This window comes from Streptomyces sp. NPDC101237, assembly GCF_044767465.1.
Classification (GTDB): domain Bacteria; phylum Actinomycetota; class Actinomycetes; order Streptomycetales; family Streptomycetaceae; genus Streptomyces; species Streptomyces gramineus.
Genome location: NZ_JBIWNY010000001.1, coordinates 393,925 through 418,463, shown reverse-complemented (window position 1 = coordinate 418,463; position 24,539 = coordinate 393,925). Strand labels below are relative to the sequence as shown.

At 71.3% G+C, this 24,539-nt stretch carries 22 protein-coding genes; 11 read left to right on the top strand and 11 right to left on the bottom strand.

Translation table 11 applies throughout. The features are described from left to right. The first annotated feature begins 122 nt into the window (after positions 1 to 122). From ACIRQ9_RS01965 to ACIRQ9_RS01955, 3 genes are all read left to right on the top strand, one after another. The gene (locus ACIRQ9_RS01965; protein ID WP_404166076.1) at positions 123 to 1,949 is read left to right on the top strand and encodes an acyl-CoA dehydrogenase; all 1,827 of its coding nucleotides are present in this window, start codon (positions 123 to 125) and stop codon (positions 1,947 to 1,949) included. Between the two features lie 78 nt (positions 1,950 to 2,027). Beyond that, positions 2,028 to 3,326 carry a M18 family aminopeptidase gene (locus ACIRQ9_RS01960; protein ID WP_404166074.1) on the top strand — a complete coding sequence of 433 codons (1,299 nt, stop codon included), beginning with the start codon at positions 2,028 to 2,030 and terminating at the stop codon, positions 3,324 to 3,326. A 74-nt stretch (positions 3,327 to 3,400) separates the two neighbouring features. Beyond that, on the top strand, positions 3,401 to 3,646 hold the full coding sequence (locus ACIRQ9_RS01955; protein WP_404166072.1) for a DUF6458 family protein: 246 nt from the start codon (positions 3,401 to 3,403) through the stop codon (positions 3,644 to 3,646). Between the two features lie 15 nt (positions 3,647 to 3,661). Here the strand turns inward: ACIRQ9_RS01955 and ACIRQ9_RS01950 are convergent, their stop codons facing one another. Both ACIRQ9_RS01950 and ACIRQ9_RS01945 read right to left on the bottom strand, forming a co-directional pair. Continuing rightward, a complete protein-coding gene (locus tag ACIRQ9_RS01950) occupies positions 3,662 to 5,497 on the bottom strand; it encodes an NHL domain-containing thioredoxin family protein (protein WP_404166070.1) in 1,836 nt (611 codons plus the stop codon). Positions 5,498 to 5,563: 66 nt separating this feature from the next. Continuing rightward, positions 5,564 to 5,710: a hypothetical protein gene (locus ACIRQ9_RS01945; protein WP_404166068.1), complete on the bottom strand. Its 147-nt coding sequence runs from the start codon at positions 5,708 to 5,710 to the stop codon at positions 5,564 to 5,566. Positions 5,711 to 5,783: 73 nt separating this feature from the next. Here ACIRQ9_RS01945 and ACIRQ9_RS01940 point away from each other — a divergent pair, with 73 nt between their 5' ends. Then, positions 5,784 to 6,278 carry an LURP-one-related/scramblase family protein gene (locus ACIRQ9_RS01940; protein ID WP_404166066.1) on the top strand — a complete coding sequence of 165 codons (495 nt, stop codon included), beginning with the start codon at positions 5,784 to 5,786 and terminating at the stop codon, positions 6,276 to 6,278. Positions 6,279 to 6,336: 58 nt separating this feature from the next. Here ACIRQ9_RS01940 and ACIRQ9_RS01935 read toward each other — a convergent pair whose 3' ends face one another. Further along, positions 6,337 to 7,134: a carbon-nitrogen family hydrolase gene (locus ACIRQ9_RS01935; protein ID WP_404166064.1), complete on the bottom strand. Its 798-nt coding sequence runs from the start codon at positions 7,132 to 7,134 to the stop codon at positions 6,337 to 6,339. Between the two features lie 182 nt (positions 7,135 to 7,316). Here ACIRQ9_RS01935 and ACIRQ9_RS01930 point away from each other — a divergent pair, with 182 nt between their 5' ends. Next, on the top strand, positions 7,317 to 8,141 hold the full coding sequence (locus ACIRQ9_RS01930; protein ID WP_404166062.1) for a maleylpyruvate isomerase family mycothiol-dependent enzyme: 825 nt from the start codon (positions 7,317 to 7,319) through the stop codon (positions 8,139 to 8,141). 86 nt (positions 8,142 to 8,227) lie between these two features. After that, on the top strand, positions 8,228 to 9,004 hold the full coding sequence (locus tag ACIRQ9_RS01925; RefSeq protein WP_404166060.1) for an SAM-dependent methyltransferase: 777 nt from the start codon (positions 8,228 to 8,230) through the stop codon (positions 9,002 to 9,004). A 31-nt stretch (positions 9,005 to 9,035) separates the two neighbouring features. Here ACIRQ9_RS01925 and ACIRQ9_RS01920 read toward each other — a convergent pair whose 3' ends face one another. Next, entirely contained in the window at positions 9,036 to 10,355 is a 1,320-nt protein-coding gene (locus ACIRQ9_RS01920) for a nitrate/nitrite transporter (protein ID WP_404166058.1), read from the bottom strand. Next, positions 10,352 to 11,002: a GntR family transcriptional regulator gene (locus ACIRQ9_RS01915; RefSeq protein ID WP_404166056.1), complete on the bottom strand. Its 651-nt coding sequence runs from the start codon at positions 11,000 to 11,002 to the stop codon at positions 10,352 to 10,354. The genes ACIRQ9_RS01920 and ACIRQ9_RS01915 overlap by 4 nt, the downstream gene beginning before the upstream one ends. 189 nt (positions 11,003 to 11,191) lie before the next feature. On the opposite strand from ACIRQ9_RS01915, the gene ACIRQ9_RS01910 reads away from it, so the two are divergent. Continuing rightward, positions 11,192 to 12,091, top strand: a complete 900-nt coding sequence (locus ACIRQ9_RS01910; RefSeq protein WP_404166054.1) for a D-alanyl-D-alanine carboxypeptidase family protein — start codon at positions 11,192 to 11,194, stop codon at positions 12,089 to 12,091. 176 nt (positions 12,092 to 12,267) lie between these two features. Beyond that, entirely contained in the window at positions 12,268 to 13,203 is a 936-nt protein-coding gene (locus ACIRQ9_RS01905; RefSeq protein WP_404166052.1) for a Bro-N domain-containing protein, read from the top strand. Between the two features lie 59 nt (positions 13,204 to 13,262). Here ACIRQ9_RS01905 and ACIRQ9_RS01900 read toward each other — a convergent pair whose 3' ends face one another. From ACIRQ9_RS01900 to pdhA, 3 genes are read right to left on the bottom strand one after another with little or no spacing between them, the layout of a single operon-like run. Continuing rightward, entirely contained in the window at positions 13,263 to 14,696 is a 1,434-nt protein-coding gene (locus ACIRQ9_RS01900; protein ID WP_404166050.1) for a dihydrolipoamide acetyltransferase family protein, read from the bottom strand. 10 nt (positions 14,697 to 14,706) lie between these two features. Next, complete coding sequence (locus ACIRQ9_RS01895; RefSeq protein WP_404166048.1) at positions 14,707 to 15,699, bottom strand: alpha-ketoacid dehydrogenase subunit beta; 993 nt, start codon at positions 15,697 to 15,699, stop codon at positions 14,707 to 14,709. Positions 15,700 to 15,701: 2 nt separating this feature from the next. After that, on the bottom strand, positions 15,702 to 16,901 hold the full coding sequence (gene pdhA, locus ACIRQ9_RS01890) for a pyruvate dehydrogenase (acetyl-transferring) E1 component subunit alpha (RefSeq protein WP_351938687.1): 1,200 nt from the start codon (positions 16,899 to 16,901) through the stop codon (positions 15,702 to 15,704). Between the two features lie 572 nt (positions 16,902 to 17,473). Between pdhA and ACIRQ9_RS01885 the strand changes: the two genes are divergently transcribed. Continuing rightward, complete coding sequence (locus tag ACIRQ9_RS01885) at positions 17,474 to 18,490, top strand: phosphotransferase (protein WP_404166046.1); 1,017 nt, start codon at positions 17,474 to 17,476, stop codon at positions 18,488 to 18,490. A gap of 40 nt (positions 18,491 to 18,530) precedes the next feature. Here ACIRQ9_RS01885 and ACIRQ9_RS01880 read toward each other — a convergent pair whose 3' ends face one another. Then, a complete protein-coding gene (locus ACIRQ9_RS01880) occupies positions 18,531 to 20,117 on the bottom strand; it encodes a protein kinase (RefSeq protein WP_404166044.1) in 1,587 nt (528 codons plus the stop codon). A 330-nt stretch (positions 20,118 to 20,447) separates the two neighbouring features. Between ACIRQ9_RS01880 and ACIRQ9_RS01875 the strand changes: the two genes are divergently transcribed. Continuing rightward, a complete protein-coding gene (locus ACIRQ9_RS01875; protein ID WP_404166042.1) occupies positions 20,448 to 22,088 on the top strand; it encodes a protein kinase in 1,641 nt (546 codons plus the stop codon). Between the two features lie 118 nt (positions 22,089 to 22,206). Here ACIRQ9_RS01875 and ACIRQ9_RS01870 read toward each other — a convergent pair whose 3' ends face one another. After that, complete coding sequence (locus ACIRQ9_RS01870; protein ID WP_404166040.1) at positions 22,207 to 22,749, bottom strand: bacterial proteasome activator family protein; 543 nt, start codon at positions 22,747 to 22,749, stop codon at positions 22,207 to 22,209. A gap of 184 nt (positions 22,750 to 22,933) precedes the next feature. Between ACIRQ9_RS01870 and ACIRQ9_RS01865 the strand changes: the two genes are divergently transcribed. Beyond that, positions 22,934 to 23,476, top strand: a complete 543-nt coding sequence (locus ACIRQ9_RS01865) for a hypothetical protein (RefSeq protein ID WP_404166039.1) — start codon at positions 22,934 to 22,936, stop codon at positions 23,474 to 23,476. Between the two features lie 52 nt (positions 23,477 to 23,528). On the opposite strand, the gene ACIRQ9_RS01860 is transcribed toward ACIRQ9_RS01865, so the two are convergent. After that, a complete protein-coding gene (locus ACIRQ9_RS01860; protein ID WP_404166037.1) occupies positions 23,529 to 24,509 on the bottom strand; it encodes an NAD(P)H-quinone oxidoreductase in 981 nt (326 codons plus the stop codon). Positions 24,510 to 24,539 lie beyond the last annotated feature (30 nt).

Below are 24,539 nucleotides of genomic sequence, written 5' to 3'. Positions count from 1 at the left end.
ACTTCACCCGGTGGGGGTTGCGTCTTATTACCGACGGGTAGCATCATCGGAGCCACTCGTTGGTATGTGAAAGCTTGCGCGGGGATTCAGTGCCTCGCCGATCCGGATACGGAGCCGTCACCATGGGGCACTACAAGTCCAACCTCCGCGACATCGAGTTCAACCTCTTCGAAGTGCTCGGTCGCGACAAGCTGTACGGCACCGGCCCGTTCGCCGAGATGGACACCGACACCGCCAAGAGCGTTCTGGAGGAGCTGACCCGGCTCGCCGAGAACGAGCTGGCCGAGTCCTTCGCCGACGCCGACCGCAACCCGCCGGTCTTCGACCCGGAGACCAACACCGCGCCGGTCCCGGCCTCCTTCAAGAAGAGCTACAAGGCCTTCATGGACTCCGAGTACTGGCGGCTCGGCCTGCCCGAGGAGATCGGCGGCACCACCGCTCCCCCGTCGCTCATCTGGTCGTACGCGGAGCTGGTCCTCGGCGCCAACCCGGCCGTGTGGATGTACTCCTCCGGCCCGGCGTTCGCCCGCATCCTCTTCGAGGAGGGCACCGAGGAGCAGAAGAAGTGGGCCCAGATCGCCGTGGACCGCACCTGGGGTTCGACCATGGTGCTCACCGAGCCCGACGCCGGCTCGGACGTGGGCGCCGGCCGGACCAAGGCGGTCCAGCAGGAGGACGGCTCCTGGCACATCGAGGGCGTGAAGCGCTTCATCACCTCCGGTGAGCACGACATGGAGGAGAACATCCTCCACTACGTCCTCGCCCGCCCCGAGGGCGCCGGCCCCGGCACCAAGGGCCTCTCCCTCTTCCTGGTGCCCAAGTACCTCTTCGACTTCGAGACCGGCGAGCTGGGCGAGCGCAACGGCGTCTACGCCACCAACGTCGAGCACAAGATGGGCCTCAAGGCCTCCAACACCTGCGAGATGACCTTCGGCGACCGCCACCCGGCCAAGGGCTGGCTGATCGGCGACAAGCACGAGGGCATCCGCCAGATGTTCCGGATCATCGAGTTCGCCCGCATGATGGTCGGCACGAAGGCCATCTCCACGCTCTCCACCGGCTACCTCAACGCCCTCGAGTACGCCAAGGAGCGCGTCCAGGGTCCGGACCTCGCGAACTTCATGGACAAGACCGCGCCCAAGGTCACCGTCACCCACCACCCCGACGTCCGCCGCTCGCTGATGACGCAGAAGGCGTACGCCGAGGGCATGCGCGCCCTCGTCCTCTACACCGCCTCGGTCCAGGACGCGATCATGGTCAAGGAGGCGAACGGCGAGGACCCGAAGGCCGAGCACGCGCTCAACGACCTGCTCCTGCCGATCGTCAAGGGCTACGGCTCCGAGAAGGGCTACGAGCAGCTCGCCCAGTCCCTGCAGACCTTCGGCGGCTCCGGCTTCCTGCAGGAGTACCCGATCGAGCAGTACATCCGGGACGCCAAGATCGACACCCTCTACGAGGGCACCACCGCGATCCAGGGCCAGGACTTCTTCTTCCGGAAGATCGTCCGCAACCAGGGCGCCGCGCTGAACTCCCTCGCCGAGGACATCAAGAAGTTCCTGGCCCTCGGCACCGGCGGCGAGGTGCTCGCGGGCGCCCGCGAGCATCTCGCGAAGGCGGCCGTGGAGCTGGAGGCGATCGTCGGCCTGATGCTGACCGACCTCGCCGCCACCGAGCAGGACGTCAAGAACATCTACAAGGTGGGCCTCAACACCAGCCGCCTGCTGCTCGCCTCGGGCGACGTGATCGTCGGCTACCTGCTGCTCAAGGGCGCCGCGATCGCCGCCGAGAAGCTGGAGACGGCGTCCGCCAAGGACGTCCCCTTCTACACCGGCAAGATCGCGGCGGCGAAGTTCTTCGCGGCCAACGTGCTGCCGGGCGTCACCCTGGCCCGCAAGATCGCGGCCGACGTCGACCTCGACCTGATGGAGCTGGACGAGGCCGCGTTCTGATCCGGCCGTCCCCACCTCCCACGGTGGCCCGCTCCCTCGCCGGGGAGCGGGCCACCGTACGTCGTTAAGGTGAGGAGCATGAGCGAACCAGCCCGCTTCGACCGCGGCCACACCGACGACCTGATGTCCTTCCTCGCGGCCGGCCCCACGCCGTACCACGCCGTGGCCGCCGCCGGCGAACGGCTGGAGAAGGCCGGCTTCCGGCAGGTCGCCGAGACGGACGCCTGGGACGGGACCGCGGGCGGCAAGTACGTCCTGCGCGGCGGCGCGATCATCGCCTGGTACGTCCCCGAGGGCGCCGCGCCGCACACGCCGTTCCGGATCGTCGGCGCGCACACCGACTCGCCGAACCTGCGGGTCAAGCCCCGCCCCGACACCGGCGCGCACGGCTTCCGGCAGGTCGCCGTGGAGATCTACGGCGGGCCGCTCATGAACTCCTGGCTCGACCGCGACCTGGGCCTGGCCGGCCGGCTCAGCCTGCGCGACGGCACCACCCGCCTGGTCGACGTGCGCCGCCCGCTGCTGCGGGTCCCCCAGCTCGCCATCCACCTGGACCGCGCGGTGAGCAGCGACGGGCTCAAGCTGGACAAGCAGCGCCACCTGCAGCCCGTCTGGGGTCTCGGCGACGACGTCCGCGACGGCGACCTGATCGCCTTCCTGGAGCAGGAGGCCGGCGTGCCGGCCGGCTCGGTGACCGGCTGGGACCTGATGACCCACCCCGTGGAACCGCCGGCCTACCTGGGCCGCGACCAGGAGATGCTGGCCGGCCCCCGGATGGACAACCTGCTGTCCGTGCACGCCGGGACGGCGGCCCTCGCGGCCGTCGCGGCGGGCGGCACGGAGCTGCCCTGCATCCCGGTGCTCGCCGCCTTCGACCACGAGGAGACCGGCTCGCAGTCCGACACCGGCGCGGACGGCCCGCTGCTCGGCAGCGTGCTGGAGCGCTCGGTCCTGGCGCGCGGCGGATCCTACGAGGACCGGGCGCGGGCGCTGGCCGCCAGCGTCTGCGTCTCCTCCGACACCGGCCACGCCGTGCACCCCAACTACGCGGAGCGCCACGACCCCACGCACCACCCGCGGCTCAACGGCGGCCCGATCCTCAAGGTCAACGTCAACAACCGCTACGCGACGGACGGTTCGGGCCGCGCGGTGTTCGCCGCCGCCTGCGACAAGGCCGGCGTCCCCTTCCAGACCTTCGTCTCCAACAACTCCATGCCCTGCGGCACCACGATCGGCCCGATCACCGCGGCCCGCCACGGCATCCGGACCGTCGACATCGGCGCGGCGATCCTCTCCATGCACAGCGCCCGCGAACTGTGCGGCTCCGACGACCCGTTCCACCTCGCGAACGCCCTGGCGGCTTTCCTGGAGGGGTAGTTGCACATGTACCGCCCGCCCCTGGGTACCCGGTGGGGACCGGAACCACTGAACCCGAAGGGGAGGCAACGCTCATGGGCCTTGGCGGGTGCATCATCCTCATCGCCGTGGGGGCCATCCTCACGTTCGCGACCGACTGGCACATGCAGGGCGTCAACCTCGACGTCGTGGGCCTGATCCTGATGGCCGTCGGCATCATCGGCGTCGCCACGTTCACCAACATCGCCCGTCGCCGGCGGGTCATGGTGCCGCCGACGACGGTCGTCGAGGAACGGCACCATCACCACCAGGACGAGTACGGCAACGGGTACGGCGCCTGACGCGGACGCCGGGTCCTAGGCCTGCTGGTCCATGCCGGCCAGGACCAGCGGCAGCCGGTCCGCCCCGCCTTCCGCGAGGCGGACCGGGACTCCCCAGTCCTGCTGGTGCACATGGCAGGCCGGGTACTCGTTCGCCGGGTCGTCGTCGCAGGACGCGGCCATGGCCGAGACGTGCAGGACACCCTCGGTCACGGCCGGGTTCAGCTCCAGGTCACGGGAGAGGTCCGTGTCCGGACCGTCGCCCTTGAGCAGCAGCTCCGGCGGGGTCGAGGACACCAGGAGCCGCGTCGAGGGGCCGTAGCGCAGGTCGAGCTTCTGACCCGACGGGGCCTGGAAGATGACGTCCAGGCGGAGGCGGCCGGGCGCCACCTCGGTCGCCGCCCGCTGGGTGCGGTGCGCGACCGACTCCACCCTCACCGCCTCCTCGGGCAGCCGCAGCCGGGTCAGGCGGTGCCGGGCCGACTCGACGACCACGATGTCGTCGCCGGCCAGCACCGCGTCGCTCGGCTCCCGCAGGTCCGTCGCCAGCGTGGTGACCTCGCCGGTCGCCGGGTCGTAGCGGCGCAGCGCGTGGTTGTAGGTGTCGGACACCGCGACCGAGCCGTCGGGGAGCGCCGTCACGCCCAGCGGGTGCTGCAGCAGCGCCTGCGCGGCCGCGCCGTCCCGGTGACCGAAGTCGAAGAGGCCGGTGCCCACGGCGGTGTGCACGTGTCCGTCCGGATCGACCCAGCGCAGCGCGCTGGTCTCGGAGTCGGCCAGCCAGAGCCGGTCGGCGGTGGCGGCGAGCCCGGACGGCTGCGCGAACCAGGCCTCGGCCGCGGGCCCGTCCACCAGTCCCTCGTTGGTGGTGCCGGCGGCCACCGCGACCGTGGCGCCGACCGGGTCGTACGTCCACAGCTGGTGCACGCCCGCCATGGCGATCCACACCTTGCCGCCGAAGACGGCCACGTCCCACGGGGAGGACAGGTCGATCTCGCGGGCCGGGCCGGAGGTCGGGGAGCCCTGCCACCACTGGCGGCCGGTGCCGGCCAGCGTGGTCACCTCGCCGGTGGCCGGGTCGAGGCGGCGCAGGGCGTGGTTGACGGTGTCGGCGACGACCACCGAGCCGTCGTCCTGGAGCGCCAGGCCCTGCGGTTCGCTGAAGGCGGCCTCGGCCGCCGGGCCGTCGGCGAAGCCGCGCTCGCCCGCGCCGATCCGCCGCAGGACCGTCTCCGCGTCCTCGGCCAGCTCCACGAGCTGGTGCCGGGTGGTGTCGCTGACCAGGAAGGTCCCGGAGGGCAGCCGCAGCGCCTTGCCGGGGAAGCGCAGGGCGGTCGGCTCGGGCTCCGGCGGCACGTACGGGCCGTCGCCGCGCCGCAGGGTGCCCTTCGCCTCGTGCTCCGCCTCCAGCTCCTCCACCAGCCGGGCGATCGCGTGCGCGTGCCCCTCACCGGCGTGCTGGGCGACGACGTATCCCTCGGGGTCGATCACGACCAGCGTCGGCCAGGCCCGCACCGCGTACTGCTTCCAGGTGGCGAGCTCCGGGTCGTCGAGCACCGGGTGCTCCACGCCGTACCGCTCCACGGCGTCCACGACCGCCCGGTGCTCCGCCTCGTGCACGAACTTCGGCGAGTGCACCCCGATGATCACCACCGTGTCCCGATGGCTCTCCTCCAGCTCCCGCAGCTCGTCCAGGACGTGCAGGCAGTTGATGCAGCAGAACGTCCAGAAGTCGAGGATGACGATGCGTCCGCGCAGGTCCGCGAGGGTGTACTGCTTGTCGCCCGTGTTCAGCCAGCCACCCTTGCCGATCAGCTCGGGGGCACGGACGCGGGCACGGCGCGGAGTGGGGGCCGGGGATGTGTCGCTCATGGACCAAGAGTGCCACTTGCCTGCAAAAGCGCGTCCGCCCCTGTGGACAACCCGCGTCCGCCCTGGTCAGGCGAGGGTTTGGCCGATGGTCACGGCCAGGTGGGACGGGGGCGAGCCGCCGACCCGGCCGGCCGGGGAGCGGGGGCCCTGGGCTGCCGGCTGATCGAGCGCGGCGAGGAGCGCCCGGACGTGGTGGCGCGCGCGACCGGCCACGGCGCGAGAGCGGGCTCGGCCCGACGGACCACCGGCGGCGTTTCGGGCCGGTTCGCCGGGAAGGGGTAGAGACATGAGATTCCTGGTACGCGACCGGATCCTCGGCTTCGGCGAGGACTACTGGATCGAGGACGAGCACGGCGACAAGGTCTTCCTCGTCGACGGCAAGGCCATGCGGGTGCGGGACACGTTCGAGCTGAAGGACCGGCAGGGGCGCGTCCTGGTCGACATCCACCAGAAGATGTTCGCCCTGCGCGACACCATGGTGATCGAACGGGACGGCGAGCCGCTGGCCACCATCAGACGCAAGCGGCTCTCGCTGCTGCGCAACCACTACCGCGTCCACCTGGTCGACGGCACCGAGCTGGACGTCAGCGGCAAGATCCTCGACCGCGAGTTCGCCGTGGAGTACGACGGCGAACTGCTGGCCGTGATCTCCCGGCGCTGGCTGCACGTCCGGGAGACCTACGGCGTCGACGTCGTGCGCGACGACGCGGATCCGGCGCTGCTGATCGCCGTGGCGGTGTGCGTGATCCACCTCGCCGACAAGGAGCGCGAGGAGGACTAGACGCGAGGAGGACCAGAGAGGAGGACCGGAGAAGGACCGGGGCAGGAGCGGCAACGGGCTAGCGGCGCACCGGCGGGTCCAGGCCCAGCAGGCGGTCCTTGAGCGCCGGGAACTGCTCGCGGGTGGCGGCGACCCTGGCCGGGTCGAGGTCGACGGTCAGGACCTGCTCGCCGGCGCCCGCCTCGGCCAGCACCTCGCCCCAGGGATCGACCACGATCGAGTGACCGGCCTGCGGAACCCCGGCGTGCGTCCCGGCCGTTCCACACGCGAGGACGAACGCCTGGTTCTCCACCGCCCGCGCCCGGGCCAGCAGGGTCCAGTGCGCGCGCCGGCGTTCGGGCCAGCCCGCCGAGACCACCATCGTCTCGGCGCCGGCGTCCACGAGGGCGCGGAAGAGTTCGGGGAAGCGGAGGTCGTAACAGGTGGTCACGCCCAGCGTGGTCTCCGGGAGCCGGACGGTCACCAGGTCCTGCCCGGCACCCATCAGCACCGCCTCGCCCTTGTCGAAGCCGAAGCGGTGGATCTTGCGGTAGGCGGCGGCGATCTCACCTGAGGGGGAGAAGACGAGAGCCGTGTTGTAGAGGGGGCCTTCCGGGTCCCGCTCGGGGATGGAACCGGCGTGCAGCCACACGCCCGCGTCGCTCGCCGCCTTCGCCATCGCCTCGAAGGTGGGGCCTTCGAGCGGCTCGGCCTCGACGGCGAACCGCTCGTAGGCGAAGGCGCCGGTGGTCCACAGCTCCGGCAGGACCACGAGATCGGCGCCTGCCTGATCGCGCACGAGTGCGCTCACGCGCCGCCGACGCGCTTCGACCGATTCGTTCTCGTTTACATCGATCTGGATGAGCGAGGCGCGCACACTACCACCGTCCTGGCATTCGAGCCGTCCACACGGGCCTACGATCGTCACACGAAAGCACTGCCGGGGTGCCTCACAGCAGCGTAACTTAGCGTTTCAAGACACCCGCCGACAGCAGCCACCACCCACTGGCAGCGCCGCCACAACCTGCCCGAGTACCGACCGCCGAGGGGTCCCGTTCCGTGAGTCTGCATCCCACTCTCCAGCCCTACGCTGACGCCTGGACCCACTCCATCGAAGCGATATCCGAGCTGGTGACGCCCCTCCCCGAGGGCGAGTGGAACCGGCGGACACCGTGCCCGGGCTGGTCGGTGCGGGACGTGGTCTCCCACGTCATCGGGCTGGACTGCGAGATGCTGGGCGACCCGCGCCCTATCCACACCCTGCCGCGCGACCTCTACCACGTCACCAACGAGAGCCAGCGCTACATGGAGATGCAGGTCGACGTACGGCGCCACCACACCGCACCGGAGATGACCTCGGAGCTGGAGTACACGGTCATCCGCCGCAACCGCCAGCTGCGCAACGAGTCGCGGGAGCCCGGGCGCACCGTGCGCGGGCCGATGAGCACGGAGATCACCCTCGAAGAGTCCATGCGCTCCCACGCCTTCAACGTGTGGGTGCACGAGCAGGACCTGCGCGCGGCGCTGGGCCGGCCCGGCAACCTCGACTCGCCGGGCGCGCAGATCGCCCGGGACGTGCTGCTCGACGAGTTGCCCCGGGTGGTCGCCACCAAGGCCGACGCCCCGCGGAGTTCGGCCGTCATCTTCGACGTGCACGGGCCGGTGGAGTTCCTGCGCACCATCCGCATCGACATCCAGGGCCGCGGCACCCTGGAGACGACGCCCGCGCTGGGCCCCGCCGCCGTCTTCACCCTCGACTGGGAGACCTACGTCCGCCTGGCCTGCGGCCGCACCACGCCGGACGCGGTCGCGGACCGGGTGAAGGCGGAGGGCGACCAGGAGCTGACGGCGGCGATCCTGCGGAACTTCGCGGTCACCCCGTAGCGGTGCGCGCTCACCCGGGGGACGCCGAAGGCGGACACCGGTAATTCGGTGGGCCGCGGCGACCGCCGGCATCTACCTTGCCCGGCATGACCACTGCCACCGCGTCGCACGGCGACCTCCCGCCCCGTCTGACCCGGCTCACGTTCCACGGCCCGCTCTCCGAGGCCCGCGCGGCCGCGATGGTACGGCGGCTCGCCGCCACGCGTCCCGCCTCCGTGCTGGACGTCGGCTGCGGATGGGGCGAACTGATGCTGCGCCTGCTGGAGGCCGTGCCCGCCGCCCGCGGCGTGGGAGTGGACGTGCACGCCGGGGACCTGGCGCGGGGACGGCGGGCGGCCGAGGAGCGCGGGCTGGCCGGACGGGTGGAGTTCGCCGAGGAGTCGGCGGTGGGCACCGGCCGTGGACCGGCCGACGTGGTGCTGTGCCTCGGGGCGAGCCAGGCGCTGGACGACGATCTGGAGACGGCCCTGCGGGAGCTGCGGCGGCTGGTGGCCGACGGCGGGCGGGTCCTGCTCGGCGAGGGTTTCTGGCAGCGCACCCCGACCGAGGAGGAACTCTCCGGCATGTGGCCGGGCGCCTCGGCCACCGACCACCACGGCCTGGCGGCCCTGGTCGGCCTGGCGGTGGCGGCGGGCTTCCGCCCGGAGTGGACGGAGACGGCGGACCTCGCGGAGTGGGAGGAGTTCGAGTCGGCGTACCAGGCGGACCAGGAGGTGTGGCTGGCGGCCCGTCCCGGGCATCCGCTGGCCTCCGAGACCCGGGCCCGGCTGGACGCCCACCGGTCGTCCTGGCTGACCTACCGGGGCGTGCTGGGCCTGGCCTACCTCACCCTCGTTCCGACGGCGGTCCCGCCGGCCGGGTGAGCGGATCCCCGGGAGCGGCCGGTGGGGGCGGTCACGCGGGCACGTGCACGGTCTCCACCCGGCTCGCCACCAGGCGTTCCCGCTCCCGCCGGGCCGCCCGCCCGCGCAGCCGCAGGATCTGGCTCACTCCGAGCGCCTGGAGCACGAAGACGCACGAGAACGCCACCGAGTAGTCGTCGCCGGTCGCGTCCAGCAGCACACCCACCAGGAAGAGCGTCGTCATCGAGGCCACGAATCCACCCATGTTGGTGATCCCGGACGCCGTGCCCTGCCGCTCGGGCGGGTTCGCGGGCCGGGCGAAGTCGAAGCCGAGCATGGACGCCGGCCCGCAGGCTCCCAACACCGTGCACAGCACCACCAGCAGCCACATCGGCGCGTGCTCGGCCGGGTACACCAGCGTCGCCGCCCACACCAGCGACGTCGCGCCCACGGTGCCCAGCGCGAGCGGCAGCCGTGCCGCGTGGTGCCGGGCGACGACCTGGCCGTAGACCAGGCCGACGACCATGTTGGAGAGCACGACCAGCGTCAGCAGCTCGCCCGCGGTGGCGCGGGACAGGCCCTGTGCCTGGACCAGGAACGGCAGGCCCCACAGCAGCAGGAACACCATGGCCGGGAACTGGGTGGTGAAGTGCACCCACAGGCCGAGGCGGGTCCCTGGCTCCCGCCAGGAGGCGGCGATCTGCCGGCGGACGTAGGCGGCGCCCCGGTGCGGGGAGGGTGCCGGCTCGTACCCCTCGGGGTGATCCTTCAGGAAGCACAGCACGAGGACCAGGACGACCACGCCGGCCAGCGCGCTGCCCGCGAACGCCGGGGTCCATCCGATGCCGTGCAGCAGCCGGGCCAGGACCAGCGTGGAGACGAGGTTGCCGGCCATGCCGACCAGGCCGGCGAGCTGGGCGACGAGCGGCCCGCGCCGGACCGGGAACCAGCGGGTGCCGAGCCGCAGCACGCTGATGAAGGTCATCGCGTCGCCGCAGCCGAGCAGCGCGCGCGAGGCGAGCGCGGTGCCGTAGGACGGGGAGAAGGCGAAACCGAGCTGGCCGGCCGTGAACAGGACGGCGCCGATGGCGAGGACCTTCTTGGTGCCGAGGCTGTCGACCAGCAGGCCGACGGGTATCTGCATGCCGGCGTAGACCAGCAGCTGGAGGATGGAGAAGGTGGACAGCGCCGAGGCGTTGACGTGGAAGCGGTCGGCCGCGTCGAGACCGGCGACGCCCAGGGAGGTCCGGAAGATGACGGCGACGAAGTAGACCGAGACGCCTATGGACCACACCGCGACGGCCCGCCGGCCGCCGGGGGGTGCCCCCTTCGGGGGAGGGTCACCGGGCAACGAGGAACCGCCGCGGCTCATCGGACCTCACCCCGCGCCAGGTGCGCGAACCAGTCGACGTGCCGGTGCACCAGCTCGACCGCGAGGTCGGCGTCCCCGGCGCGCAGCGCGTCCAGGATCTCCTCGTGCTCGGTGAGCGACTTGGCGATCCGGTCGGGGTGGGCGTTCATGATGGCGACGCCCATCCGCAGCTGGCGGTCGCGGAGCTGGTCGTAGAGGCGGGAGAGGATCTCGTTGCCGCCGTCGCGGACGATCTCGGCGTGGAAGCAGCGGTCCGTGACGGCCGCGGCCGCCAGGTCGCCGGCGGCGGCCTCGGTCTTCTGCCGGTCCAGGAGTTCCTCCAGCCGGGCCACGAGCAGCGCGGACGGCGGTACGGCCCTGCGCACCGCGTGCTCCTCGACCAGCATCCGGGTCTCCACCACGTCCGCGATCTCCTGCGCGGAGACGGGCAGCACCATGGCGCCCTTCTTCGGGTAGAGCCTGATCAGGCCCTCGACCTCAAGGCGCAGCAGCGCCTCGCGGACCGGGGTGCGGGACACCCCTACGGCCTCGGCCAGCTCACCCTCGGTGAGCAGCGTGCCGCCCTCGTAGTGACGGTCCAGTACGGCTTGCTTGACGTGTGTGTACACGCGGTCGGCGGCGGGGGGCTGCTTGACGGCCAGGCTCATGCCCACAGCATAGATACAACACGTACACATGCCGAGCCGCGTCCACCATGCGGACGTGACCCACGTCTCCCTCAGCGACCGCACAACCATCTGTGCTAGTTACGTGTCCTACACGTGCGGCCCGCACTTCCCTGCCGCCTCAACTTGGCCGCACTACAGGGGCATTCGACTCGACTCGGGGTAACTCACTTGATTACCGGCATTAAGGGCACCCGCATGCGCAAGGCTGCCGCCGTCGCCGTCACGTCCGGCGCGTTGCTCGCCACCGGGGCCCTCACCGCGGCGCCCGCCCAGGCGGTCACCAAGCCTTCGATCGTGGCCAAGGGTGGCTACGTCATGAACAACTCGAACGCGAAGACGCTGTACACGAAGGCCGGGGACACCAAGCTGTCCACCGGTTCGACCACGAAGATCATGACCGCCAAGGTCGTGCTCGCGCAGTCGAACCTGAACCTGGACAAGAAGGTCACGATCCAGAAGGAATACAGCGACTACGTCGTCCGCAACAACGCCTCCCAGGCGCACCTGATCGTCGGCGACAAGGTCACCGTCCGCCAGCTTCTCTACGGGCTGATGCTGCCCTCCGGCTGCGACGCCGCCTACGCGCTCGCGGACACGTACGGCTCGGGCACCACCCGCGCCAAGCGCGTCGCCAACTTCATCTCCAAGATGAACACCGCCGCGAAGAACCTGGGTCTGACCCACACTCACTTCGACTCCTTCGACGGCATCGGCAACGGCGACAACTACTCGACGCCGCGCGACCTGACGAAGATCGCCAGCAGCGCGATGAAGAACGCCAACTTCCGCGCGGTCGTCAAGACGAAGAAGTACACGGCGAAGACGGTCACCAAGACCGGTTCCACCCGGACCATGGGTGCCTGGACCAACACCAACACGCTGCTCGGCAGCTACAGCGGCGCCATCGGCATCAAGACCGGATCCGGCCCCGAGGCCAAGTACTGCCTCGTCTTCGCCGCGACCCGCAACGGCAAGACGGTCATCGGCACCGTCCTCGCCTCCTCCTCGATCACCCAGCGCGCGACGGACGCCACGAAGCTCCTGAACTACGGCTTCGCGACGATCTGACTCACCTGGAACCGAGCCGACGAAGGCCCGCCGCATCCGCGCGGCGGGCCTTTCGCACACCCGAACGCCCCGGCGCAGCAGAACAGGCGACCTTCCCTCGCAATCGTGAACATCACAGTATTTGACTGGCATATTCGATTTTCTTCGCCCTAGGTTCCGCGGCGGAGGTGGTTCCCATGAACGAACCCGACAAGCAGGCCAAGCACGCCAAGTCCCACGAGGCGATCGACGTCAGCGACTTCGTGTACGCGGCGACCGGCGCCCGCGTACGACGACTGACCATGCCGGACGGAACGCACTGGTTCCCGGCGGTGGACGTGTGCAAGGAACTGGGCTACACCACGCCCAGCAAGGCACTCGCCGATCACGTCCCGGAGAAACACCGAGAGAGTCTCGAGAGCGTGACTGGAGGTCACTCTCTCAGCGTTCCCGCAGGTCGAGAGTGGCGCCGAGACATGAACCTCATCGATCTCCAGGGTCTCATCGCTCTCGTGAACGGCTGCACGAAGCCCGCCTGCGCCCCCTTCAAGGAGTGGGTCGTCGAGGTCATCGCGACGGTCCAGCGAGAGGGTTCCTACACCCTCGAAGAGGCCGAGGTGCAGCCCGCCGAGCCGGGTGCTCCGATCGCGTACGCCATGCCGGAGCAGATCGCGGAGACCATCGTCCGGCTGGAGGCGCACAACCTGCAGCTGGACGAGCAGTTGGCGAACGGGCAGCGCGAACTGATCGAATTGCAGAAGAGCACGCTCGCCGTGCAGCAGGCCATGGTGCTGGCCATGGAGCGGATCGCCGACCGGCTCGACGAACTCGTCCGAGACCGTCGCAGGCCCTACGGCCCGCCGGTGGCGCTGCCGACCACCGAGTCCGTGCTCGCGGACTGGCGGGGGCGGTTGTCGGTGACCGAGGACGTGTGGACGGTGGCCGTCGTCATCGCACCGGTCCTCGTGGAGAAGGGTGAACTGCGCGAGCCGCTCGCATCGATCGCCGCCCGCACCGGGCTGACGGTGCGCCGCGTCAACGAGTGCCTCCGGCTGCTGCGCAAGCACGCCTGCATCCATGCGCGGGGCGGGACGGAGGAGGGGGCGCCGGTCTACGTGCTGGACCGGATCTGAGAGCGAGCGGGCGGTCGCAAGAGGAATTTGCGACCGCCCGCTTCTCAACCTATCCGCTCTCAGCCCCAGGTAATCAACCGCTTCGGCTGTTCCAGGATCGCCGCGACGTCCGCGAGGACCTTGGAGCCCAGTTCGCCGTCGACCAGACGGTGGTCGAAGGACAGCGCCAGCGTGGTGACCTGACGGGGCTTCACCTTGCCCTTGTGGACCCACGGCTGGAGCTTGATCGCGCCGACCGCCAGGATCGCGGCCTCGCCCGGGTTGAGGATCGGCGTGCCGGTGTCGATGCCGAAGACACCGACGTTGGTGATCGTGACCGTGCCGCCCTGCATGGCGCCGGGCGAGGTCCTGCCGTCCCGGGCCGTGGCCACCAGCTCGCCGAGGGACTCGGCCAGCTGCGGCAGCGTCTTGGCGTGGGCGTCCTTGATGTTCGGGACGATCAGGCCCCGCGGGGTGGCCGCGGCGATGCCCAGGTTGACGTAGTGCTTGAGCACGATCTCCTGGTTCGCCTCGTCCCAGGACGCGTTGACGTCCGGGTTGCGCTTGATCGCCACCAGCAGCGCCTTGGCGATGAGCAGAAGGGGGTTCACGCGCAGGCCCTGCAGGTCCTTGTCCTGCTTGAGCTCCTCCACCAGCTTCATCGTGCGGGTCACGTCCACCGTCACGAACTCCGTGACGTGCGGCGCCGTGAACGCCGAGCCCACCATGGCCGCGGCCGTCGCCTTGCGGACACCCTTGATCGGGACGCGGGTCTCGCGCAGACCGTCGTACGACGCCACGGGAGCCGCCGCCACCGCGGCCGGCGCCTGCTCCGGGACCGCCGCGGGCGCGGCCGCCGGCACGGCGGTCACCGCCGCGTGGACGTCCTCGCGCGTGATGACGCCCTCGGGGCCCGACGGGGTCACCGTGGCGAGGTCGACGCCCAGGTCCTTCGCGAGCTTGCGCACCGGCGGCTTCGCCAGCGGCCGGGCACGCTCCGCGACGAGCGCCTCGGGAGCCGCCGGGGCGGCGACGGCGTGGCCGTGGCCGTTCAGCTCCCGCTGGACCGCCGCCACGGCCGCGGTCTCGGCGGCCGTCGGCTCCGGGCCCTTGCGCGGACGGCGCTTCGTGGAGGAGGCGGCCACGCCGTAGCCGACGAGGACCGGCTGGCGGGCCTGCGGCTTCTCCTGCGGCTCGGCCGCCGGTGCGGGCTCGGCGGCCGGTGCGATCTCCGCGGCGGGAGCGGCCGCACCGCCCGACACGTCCACCGTGATGATCGCCGTGCCGACGTCCACCGTGGTGCCCTCGGCGAAGCGCAGCTCGCGCACCACGCCGTCGTAGGGGATGGGCAGTTCGACGGCGGCCTTGGCCGTCTCGACCTCACACACCACCTGGCCGTCGGTGACCGTGTCGCCCGGCTGGACGTACCACTTGAGGATCTCGGCCTCGGTGAGCCCCTCGCCCACGTCCGGCATCTTGAATTCGCGTACGGACGCTTCCGTCATCGTCGTCACGACCCTCTCCTCAGTACGCCAGGGCACGGTCGACGGCGTCGAGCACCCGGTCCAGGCCCGGAAGGTACTCCTCCTCCAGGCGGGCCGGCGGGTAGGGGGCGTGGTAGCCGCCCACCCGGAGCACCGGGGCCTCCAGGTGGTAGAAGCAGCGCTCGGTGATGCGGGCGGCGATCTCCGCGCCCGAGCCGAAGAACACCGGCGCCTCGTGGACCACGACCAGGCGGCGGGTCTTCTCGACCGAGGCCTGGACGGAGTCGAAGTCCAGCGGCGAGACGGACCGCAGGTCCAGGATCTCCAGGGACTTGCCCTCCTCGGCGGCCGCGTCGGCGGCCTCCTGGCAGAGCTTCACCATCGGGCCGTAGGCCGCCAGGGTGACGTCGGTGCCCTCGCGGACCACCCGTGCCTTGTGCAGCGGGCCCGGGATGGCCTCCGTGTTCACCTCGCCCTTGTCCCAGTAGCGGCGCTTGGGCTCGAAGAAGATCACCGGGTCGTCGCTCTGGATGGCCTGCTGCATCATCCAGTAGGCGTCCGAGGAGTTCGAGGGAGAGACGATCTTCAGGCCGGCCACGTGCGCGAAGAGCGCCTCGGGGGACTCCGAGTGGTGCTCGACCGCGCCGATGCCGCCGCCGTAGGGGATGCGCACGACGACCGGCAGCTTGACCGTGCCGAGCGAGCGCGCGTGCATCTTCGCGAGCTGGGTGACGATCTGGTCGTAGGCCGGGAAGACGAAGCCGTCGAACTGGATCTCCACCACCGGGCGGTAGCCGCGCAGCGCCAGACCGATCGCGGTGCCGACGATGCCGGACTCGGCGAGCGGGGTGTCGATGACGCGGCTCTCGCCGAAGTCCTTCTGCAGGCCGTCGGTGACCCGGAAGACTCCGCCGAGCTTGCCGACGTCCTCGCCCATGACGAGGACCTTGGGGTCGGTCTCCAGGGCACGGCGCAGCGACTCGTTGATCGCCTTGGCGAGCGCCATGTTCTTGACTGTCACGGTCTCCGCCATGGTCAGGCCCCCTCTACGTCAGCGAACGACGCCTGGTAGGCGGCGAACTGGGCTCGTTCCTCGTCGACGAGCGCGTGCCCGTCCGCGTACACGTGCTCGAACATGGCGAAGTTGTCCGGGTCGGGCATGGCGCGGACCGATTCACGCACTCGCCTGCCCAACGCCTCGGACTCGGCCTCGAGTTCCGCGAAGAATCCCTCGTCCGCGTGGTGTGCGGCCTCCAGGTACCGGCGCAGCCGCAGGATCGGGTCCTTGGCCTCCCACGCCTCGCGCTCCTCGTCGGCCCGGTACTTGGTCGGGTCGTCGGAGGTGGTGTGGGCACCCATCCGGTAGGTGTACGCCTCGACCAGGGTCGGGCCCTCGCCGCTGCGGGCACGCTCCAGCGCCCGCTTGGTGACCGCGAGGCAGGCGAGGACGTCGTTGCCGTCGACGCGGACGCCGGGGAAGCCGAAGCCCTGGGCGCGCTGGTAGAGCGGGACGCGGGTCTGCTTCTCGGTCGGCTCGGAGATCGCCCACTGGTTGTTCTGGCAGAAGAACACCACCGGGGCGTTGTAGACCGCGGCGAAGGTGAACGATTCGGCGACGTCGCCCTGGCTGGAGGCGCCGTCGCCGAAGTAGGCGATGACCGCCGAGTCCGCGCCGTCCTTGGCGACGCCCATGGCGTAGCCGGTGGCGTGCAGGGTCTGCGAGCCGATGACGATCGTGTAGAGGTGGAAGTTGTTGCTGTTGGGGTCCCAGCCGCCGTGGTTGACGCCGCGGAACATGCCCAGCAGGTTGGTCGGGTCGACCCCGCGGCACCAGGCGACGCCGTGCTCGCGGTAGGTCGGGAAGACGTAGTCGTCCTCGCGGGTGGCGCGCCCGGAGCCGATCTGGGCGGCCTCCTGGCCCAGCAGGGACGCCCACAGGCCCAGCTCGCCCTGGCGCTGCAGGGCGGTGGCCTCGGCGTCGAAGCGGCGGGAGAGCACCATGTCGCGGTACAGGCCGCGCAGTTCCTCGGAGGTGATCCCGGCGACGTACGCGTCGTACTCGGCGTTCTTGACCCGCTTGCCCTCCGGGGTCAGCAGCTGCACGAGTTCGGGATCGGTGCTCTTCTTCGTGGTGGTGCGAGTGGTGCGCTTGGTGCCGGTCTTGCTGCCGGTGGTACCGGCTTTGCCTGCGGCGCTGCGTCGCGGTTGGCTCGCGGCACTGCTGTCCACGGTCACGTGTGCTCCTCCGTCGGTCCGGCCCCCGGGGTTGCCGGGTGAACCAGTGCGGCTCACCTGTTTCCGACACCCGTGGCACGGGGTGGGTGCCACTCGGCCGGGAACAGGCGTGACAGGTGCCCCGGCGAGCGCCCTGCAAGATGCACGTTACCCAGTGCTCCACATTTCTGTGAAACCCCTCCTGACCTGCGATTTTGCTTGGAAATCCAAGTACTTTGCGCTTGGGTTTCCCAGTGGATCGACAGTGACCGGAAGGTTGCTGGTCAGAGCCCTGCGGGAGGCCGGAACTACCGCACGTTATCCCGCCGCACCGGGCCACGGGAAGAGTTCGCGGGTGAGTCAGGTGTCGCGGGTCGAGATCGGGCGAATGGGCATATTTCAGGGAGCGTGCGGCCGAAGGGGCGACGGGCGGGCACCTTGCACCCAAGGTGGCGGACCCGCAAGCGGGTCCGTCACCGTCCACCACGTGACCGAAAGTGACCAACAGCGACTGCCTGCGACAACCCCCAGGTCACAGGCCCAGGCGGTGCCCTAGCATCTGCCGCGTGCTGCGCTCATGCTTACCACCCCTCGTGCCCCATGCGCCCCCTCTGGGCGCCCTGCTCCGGCTGTACGCCGCCGGTTCCGCGCTGGCCTGCCGGCCCGTGGAACAGGGACTGCTCAACCGCGGGTACCACGTCCGCACGACCCTCGGCCGCTACTTCCTGAAGCACCACTTCGACCCCGACACCGCCGACCCGGTCGCCATCGAGCGCCGCCATCTGGCCACCCAGCGCCTGGCCGCCCTAGGCGTCCCGGTCGCGCCGCCGCTGGCCCACCGCGAGGGCCGTACGGTCGCCGTCGTCGGCGGCCACGCCTACGCGCTGCACCCCTGGATCGACGGCAGGCACCGGCACGGCGGACAGCTCACGCGCACGGAGTGCGCGCGGCTCGGCGCACTCCTCGGCGCCGTACACGCGTGCCTGGAGCGCGTGATGCCGCCCAAGGGCCGCACCCGCCCCGCCACCAGCCCCCATCCGGTCGAGAGCGCCGATCCCGCCGACACCTTCACGCTCATCGACGACCTGCTCGCCCGGGTCAGCCGGCACCGGCCCGCCGACTCCTTCGACGAACTCGCCCGCCACCGGCTGCTCGAACGCCGCGCCCTCCTCGAACAGCACGCCGGCCGGCGTCCGCCGCGCGGCGCCTCGGTGGGCTGGGTGCACGGCGACTTCCACCCGTTCAACCTGCTCTACAAGGACGACGCGCCCGCCGCGATCGTCGACTGGGACCGGCTGGGCGTGCAGCCCCGCGCGGAGGAGGCCGTCCGCGCCGCCGCCATCTTCTTCGTCCGCCCCTCGGGACCGCTGGACCTGGCGAAGGTGCGGGCCTACGCGCGCGCGTACCGGCGCGCGGCCGGCGCCACGCCCTCGGAGCTGGCGGCGGCCGTGCACCGGGTGTGGTGGGAACGGCTCAACGACTTCTGGATGCTGCGCTGGCACTACGAGCGCGGCGACACCCGCGCGGACCCGCAGTTCCCGGCCGCCTCGGCGCTGGCCGTGTGGTGGACCAGCGAATACGACGCCGTGTGCGACGCGTTCGTCCGGTGAGGCCGTCCGCCGCTCAGCCCCGCGGGGGCGTCGGTGTCCTTCAGGGGTTGCCGAGGCCGGTGCCGGCGACGGAACCCTCGTCGGTGTTGCCGCTGCCGCCGTCCGCACCCGACGTGTCGGAGGGGTCGGTCTGCGGGGAGCTGGCGGTGTCGGTGGGCTGGGAGGCGCTCGCCGAGTTCGACGGCTCCTCGGTCGGGTCCGAGCTCTGCGTCTGGGACTGGGTGTACGACGGGGTCTCCGAGGGCGTGTAGTGGGAGTTGTCGTCGCCGCCCGAGCCGCTGGTGTGGGTGGTCGTGTCCGTGGCCTTGTCACTGGCCTTGTCGGAGGGGCTGGAGCTGGGCGTCTCGTCCTTGGCGCTCCGCGAGACGCTCGGCGACGGTGTCGTCCCCGTGCCGCCGCCGTCGCCGCCGCCCTTGTTCAGGGCCAGCGCGACGCCCGCCGCGATCGCGATCACCGCGAAGACGGCCAGGATCCACAGCTTGCCACGGCCGCTGCCCCTGTTGCCGTGGCCCTCGAAGCCGCCGTCGTCACCGCCGCCGTAACCGGCCGGCAGGATCGGCTGCGGGATCTGCGAGGTCCCCGCGGAGTCCATCGGGTGCTGCATCGCCGTGGTGCCCGCGAAACCGCCGACCGCCCCGTTCCGGCCGTCGGGCACGGTGACCGGGCCGGTGTTCCAGGTGCCGGTGTGGGCGCCCTGGTCGTACAGCATCTGCAGGGCGTACTGGACCAGGCCGCGCATCTCCTCGGCGGTCTGGAAGCGGTCGTCGGGCTCCTTGGCGAGCGAGCGCATGACGAGGCCGTCCAGCTCCGGCGGGGCGACGCCCTCGGAGTTCTGGGACGGCGGCACCGGGATGTCCTGGACGTGCTGGTAGACCACCGACAGCGGAGTCTCGCCGATGAAGGGCGGCCGCAGCGAGAGCAGTTCGTACAGCAGGCAGCCGGTGGCGTACAGGTCCGAGCGGTGGTCGACGGCCTTGCCGAGCGCCTGCTCGGGGGAGAGGTACTGGGGGGTGCCCATGACCATGCCGGTCTGCGTCATCGTCGTGGAGGCGCCGTGCAGGGCGCGGGCGATGCCGAAGTCCATCACCTTGACGGCGCCGTTGTGCGTGATGATCACGTTGGCGGGCTTGATGTCGCGGTGCACGATGCCGTGCTGGTGCGAGTAGGCCAGCGCCTCCAGCACCCCGGAGGTGATGATCAGGGCCTGCTCGGGGCCGGGCGCCTCGGCGTTGATCAGCAGGTCACGGATGGTGCGGCCCTCGACCAGCTCCATCACGATGTACGGCACGGACTGGCCGCCGACGACGTCCTCGCCCGAGTCGTACACCGCCACGATCGCGTGGTGGTTCAGCCCGGCGACCGACTGTGCCTCGCGGGTGAAGCGGGCCTTGGAGACCGGGTCCTCGGCGAGGTCGGCGCGCAGCAGCTTGACGGCCACGGTCCGGCCGAGCCGTACGTCCTCCGCGGCGAACACCTCGGCCATACCGCCCCGGCCGAGCCGGTGCGTGAGCCGGTAACGGCCGTCGCCCACCAGGCCGCCGTTGCCCCACATCTCCGGCGTCTCTGACATGCCGCCGCCAGTCGCCTCGGGGTCGGACGGGCCCTGGGCGCTGTGCGTCTGTGCCATCGGTCCTCGCCGTCGTTTCTGCCCGCGGTGCGCGCGGTGTTGTCACGGTCTCCGTCGGCCACGCTACAGCCTCAGCGCAACCCCCAGGTCCGGGTTCCGTCCCGTGGACGGACGGGCCATCAAACCGGTACCCCGAGGCGGCGTGCAAATTCTGTGTACCGGGCGTACGGCAGTCGTAACGCTTCCGCGCCTCTTCTGTCGCGTACGGTCACGGAACGGGCACCACGCTTGACGTGTCAGTGCCCTCGGGCAGACTTGGCCCCGGACGTGACCAGGAACGGGACATTCGATCGACAAGGATGCCCGAGCGCACGACGGGGGACGGGGAAAATGAGCCAGGACGGCGCCGACGGCCGTTACGCGGGGCGGGCGCTGGCCGGTGGCCGGTACCAATTGCGCGACCTGCTCGGTGCGGGCGGCATGGCCTCCGTGCACCTGGCGTACGACTCGGTCCTGGACCGCCAGGTGGCGATCAAGACCTTGCACACCGAGCTGGGCCGGGAACAGGCGTTCCGCGAGCGCTTCCGCCGCGAGGCCCAGTCAGTGGCCAAGCTCACGCACACCAACATCGTCTCCGTCTTCGACACCGGCGAGGAGGACCTCGACGGCTCGACCATGCCGTACATCGTCATGGAGTACGTCGAGGGCCGCCCGCTCGGCTCGGTGCTCGACGCGGACGTGGCGCAGCACGGCGCGATGCCCGCCGACAAGGCCCTGAAGATCACCGCCGACGTGCTCGCGGCCCTGGAGATCAGTCACGAGATGGGGCTGGTCCACCGCGACATCAAGCCCGGCAACGTGATGATGACCAAGCGCGGGGTCGTCAAGGTGATGGACTTCGGCATCGCCCGTGCCATGCAGTCCGGGGTCACCTCGATGACCCAGACCGGCATGGTCGTCGGCACTCCGCAGTACCTCTCCCCCGAGCAGGCGCTCGGCCGGGGCGTGGACGCCCGCTCCGACCTCTACTCGGTCGGCATCATGCTGTTCCAGCTGGTCACCGGGCGGCTGCCGTTCGACGCGGACTCCCCGCTGGCGATCGCCTACGCCCACGTCCAGGAGCAGCCGGTCGCTCCCTCCTCGGTCAACCGGGCGCTGCCCCCGGCCGTGGACGCGCTGATCGCCCGCGCGCTGAAGAAGAACCCGAACGAGCGCTTCCCGACCGCCGAGTCCATGCGCGACGCATGCCTGCGGGTCGCGGCCTCGCTGCAGCCCGCCGCGCCCAGCATCGTCCCGGGCATCCCGCCCACACAGAGCGGATCCGGGGTCGGTTCCGCGGTGTTCCCGCCGGTCGACCAGACGGCTCCGACGCCTCCGGGGCCGGTGCAGACGCCCTACCACCCGGCGCCGAACCCGTACGGCACCCCGGCTCCGGGGACCGCTCCGGCGTACGGCTACCCGCAGCAGTCGGGCTACCGGACTCCGGCCGGGTACGGCGGGCAGGCGCCGACCCCGCCGCCCTACGACCTCACGACGCGGACGTCGCCGTCCGGCGGCGGTGGCGGCCGGGGCAACCGGCCGGTGGTCATCGGGTCGGTCGCGGTCTCGCTGATCGCCGTGGTCGGTCTGGTCGTCGCACTGGTGCTGAACGGCGGCGGCGGTGACGGTGGCGACGACACCAAGGGCGGCAGCGGCGGCGCCGGCACGAGCGCGTCGGCCTCGCAGGCCTCGGGCTACCGCGGGCCCGACACCTCGAAGACGGTCGAGAAGACCGTGTGCACCGAGCCGCAGGAGTCGTACGACGACCCCGACAAGATCCAGGTGCCGGACTTCAAGTTCAAGTACATCAAGTCCGTCAAGGAGTGCTTCCAGGCCGCCGGCTGGCGGCTGAAGCTCACCTCCATGGACGAGAACACCTTCGGCGACGGCACGGTCATGGACCAGTTCCCGGCCGCCGGCACGGATGTCGACCCCAAGAACATGCCGCCCGTCGAGCTCAGGGTCTCGACGGGCAACCCGGCCTCCGGCTGAGACGCCGGCACCGTGGTGCCACGGCGGCCGGCGTGAAGCGGTAGGAAGGGCCCGGCGACGCTGTCGCCGGGCCCTTCGCCGTCACGGTCCTTGAGGCGGGATCCGCCGGAAGGCGGTCCTAGAGGTACGGTCCGCCGGAACGGCCGGCCGCCGGCCCGCCTTCCTCGCCCTCGTGGCCGACACCGGGCGGCAGCGCGCGGCGCATCTGCTCCAGCTGGGCGCGGGCGGCCATCTGCTGGGCGAACAGCGTCGTCTGGATCCCGTGGAAGAGACCCTCCAGCCAGCCCACCAACTGGGCCTGCGCGATGCGCAGTTCCGAGTCGGTCGGGGTCACGTCGTCGGTGAAGGGCAGTGACAGCCGCTCCAGCTCCTCCACCAGCTCCGGCGCCAGACCGTCCTCCAGTTCCTTCACGGAACTGGCGTGGATCTCCTTGAGCCGGACCCGGCTGGCCTCGTCGAGAGGAGCCGCGCGCACCTCCTCCAGAAGCTGCTTGATCATGCTGCCGATCCGCATGACCTTGGCGGGCTGTTCCACCATCTCCGTCACCGGGATCTGGCGGGAGTCCTCGTCCCCGTTGCCGCCTCCGAGTGCCATCCCGTCCTGGCCCACGACCAGGATCGGGGGGTTCTCCGGCGACCGTTCGTTCCTCGGCATCTCCATGCGTTCATTCTCTCGCACCCCTGCCTCCCACCACCGTGGTGCCCCCCGTCGCGGCTGATCCACCACGCCGCGCCTCCCCGAGCGGGCGTAGACCCAACGGCGGAACCAGAGGTGCCGGGCCCGTCGGCGGATGTGAGGCTGGTGATCGTCGGCCCTGACGACTGTGTTCCAGGAGGTCACCGACGTGACTCCAAGGCCACGACCCACCTCGGGCGGTGTACGGCTCGCGCTGGTCCGCCTGCTGCTCGTCCTCGCGACGGTTCTGCTGCCGCACGGCACGGCCTTCGCGTACGACCCCGGTCCGGTGGTCGCCCAGGATCCCGAGGCGTCGCCCTCGGACTCCGCGAGCGCCTCGGACTCCGCCGAGCCGTCCCGGGCCGGAACCCTGGCCGGTGAGGGCAGGATGCGGCCGGGACGGCCCCAGGGCCCGGCGGCGGCGGTCCAGGGACAGGACCAGGACGAGGACGAGCCGGGGGAGGACGAGGAGGCGCCCGGCGACGACGTGACCGGCGCCCCGAGCCCGGCCGTCACCTCGGCACAGCCGTCCGGGACCTCCGGCGCGGTGTCCGGCGCGCCCCGGCAGCAGCCCGCCCGCCAGGCCGCGGCCCCCGCCGAGGACGACGCCTCCGAGCCCGTGCTGCACATCCTTCCGCTGGGCAGCGGCCTGATCCTGATCGGCCTCGGCCTCGGCCTCGCCTTCGTCGCCCTGCGGGTGCGGCGGGACTAGCGGGACCGGCCCGGCCCGACGCCCGGCGCGGCACGGCGCGGCACGGTACGGCTCAGGGGGCGACGAGGAGCACCTTGCCGATGTGTCCGCTGGCCTCCACCAGCCGCTGCGCCTCGGCCGCCTCGGACATCGGCAGCTCCCGGTCGACGACGGGCCCGACCCGGCCGCCCTCGATCAGCGGCCACACGTGCTCACGGACGGCCGCGACGACGGCCGCCTTCTCGGTGAGCGGCCGGGCACGCAGCGAGGTCGCGGTGATCGCGGCCCGCTTGCCCAGCAGGACGCCGAGGTTCAGCTCGCCCTTGACCCCGCCCTGCATGCCGATGATCGCGAGCCGCCCGTTGACGGCGAGGGCCTGCACGTTCCGCTCCAGGTAGCTCGCGCCCATGTTGTCCAGGATGACGTCGGCCCCGGCGCCGTCCGTGGCCTGCCGCACCTCGGCGACGAAGTCCTGCTCGCGGTAGTTGACCAGGACGTCCGCGCCCAGCTCCGCGCAGAAGTCCAGCTTCTCCTTGGTACCGGCGGTCACGGCCACCTTGGCCCCGACTGCCTTGCCCAGCTGGACGGCCATGGTGCCGATACCGCTGGAGCCGCCGTGCACGAGCAGCGTCTCGCCGGGGCGCAGATGGGCGATCATGAAGACGTTCGACCAGACCGTGCAGGCCACCTCGGGCAGCGCGGCCGCCTGCCGCAGGTCCACGCCCGCGGGCACCGGCAGCAGCTGCCCGGCGGGCACCGCGACCTTCTGCGCGTAGCCGCCGCCGGCGAGCAGGGCGCACACCTCGTCGCCCACCGACCAGCCGGAGACACCGCCGCCGACCTCGACGATCCGGCCGGAGCACTCCAGACCGGGATAGGCGGAGGCGCCAGGCGGCGGGTTGTAGTTGCCCTGCCGCTGCAGGATGTCGGCGCGGTTGACGGCGCTGGCCACCACCTCGACCAGTACCTCGCCCTCGCCGGGCACGGGATCGGGGACCTCGTCCCACACCAGCGCCTCGGGCCCACCAGGTTCGGGAATCGTGATCGCATACATGTCTGCGACGCTACTCCCCGCCCGGCCGCG

Bases quoted from the DNA above. Each gene is read 5' to 3' on its own strand.
- ACIRQ9_RS01965 (WP_404166076.1), top strand. From the start codon at position 123: ATGGGGCACTACAAGTCCAACCTCCGCGACATCGAGTTCAACCTCTTC.
- ACIRQ9_RS01960 (WP_404166074.1), top strand. From the start codon at position 2,028: ATGAGCGAACCAGCCCGCTTCGACCGCGGCCACACCGACGACCTGATG.
- ACIRQ9_RS01955 (WP_404166072.1), top strand. From the start codon at position 3,401: ATGGGCCTTGGCGGGTGCATCATCCTCATCGCCGTGGGGGCCATCCTC.
- ACIRQ9_RS01950 (WP_404166070.1), bottom strand. From the start codon at position 5,497: ATGAGCGACACATCCCCGGCCCCCACTCCGCGCCGTGCCCGCGTCCGT.
- ACIRQ9_RS01940 (WP_404166066.1), top strand. From the start codon at position 5,784: ATGAGATTCCTGGTACGCGACCGGATCCTCGGCTTCGGCGAGGACTAC.
- ACIRQ9_RS01925 (WP_404166060.1), top strand. From the start codon at position 8,228: ATGACCACTGCCACCGCGTCGCACGGCGACCTCCCGCCCCGTCTGACC.
- ACIRQ9_RS01920 (WP_404166058.1), bottom strand. From the start codon at position 10,355: ATGAGCCGCGGCGGTTCCTCGTTGCCCGGTGACCCTCCCCCGAAGGGG.
- ACIRQ9_RS01915 (WP_404166056.1), bottom strand. From the start codon at position 11,002: ATGAGCCTGGCCGTCAAGCAGCCCCCCGCCGCCGACCGCGTGTACACA.
- ACIRQ9_RS01905 (WP_404166052.1), top strand. From the start codon at position 12,268: ATGAACGAACCCGACAAGCAGGCCAAGCACGCCAAGTCCCACGAGGCG.
- ACIRQ9_RS01895 (WP_404166048.1), bottom strand. From the start codon at position 15,699: ATGGCGGAGACCGTGACAGTCAAGAACATGGCGCTCGCCAAGGCGATC.
- ACIRQ9_RS01880 (WP_404166044.1), bottom strand. From the start codon at position 20,117: ATGGCACAGACGCACAGCGCCCAGGGCCCGTCCGACCCCGAGGCGACT.
- ACIRQ9_RS01875 (WP_404166042.1), top strand. From the start codon at position 20,448: ATGAGCCAGGACGGCGCCGACGGCCGTTACGCGGGGCGGGCGCTGGCC.
- ACIRQ9_RS01870 (WP_404166040.1), bottom strand. From the start codon at position 22,749: ATGGAGATGCCGAGGAACGAACGGTCGCCGGAGAACCCCCCGATCCTG.
- ACIRQ9_RS01860 (WP_404166037.1), bottom strand. From the start codon at position 24,509: ATGTATGCGATCACGATTCCCGAACCTGGTGGGCCCGAGGCGCTGGTG.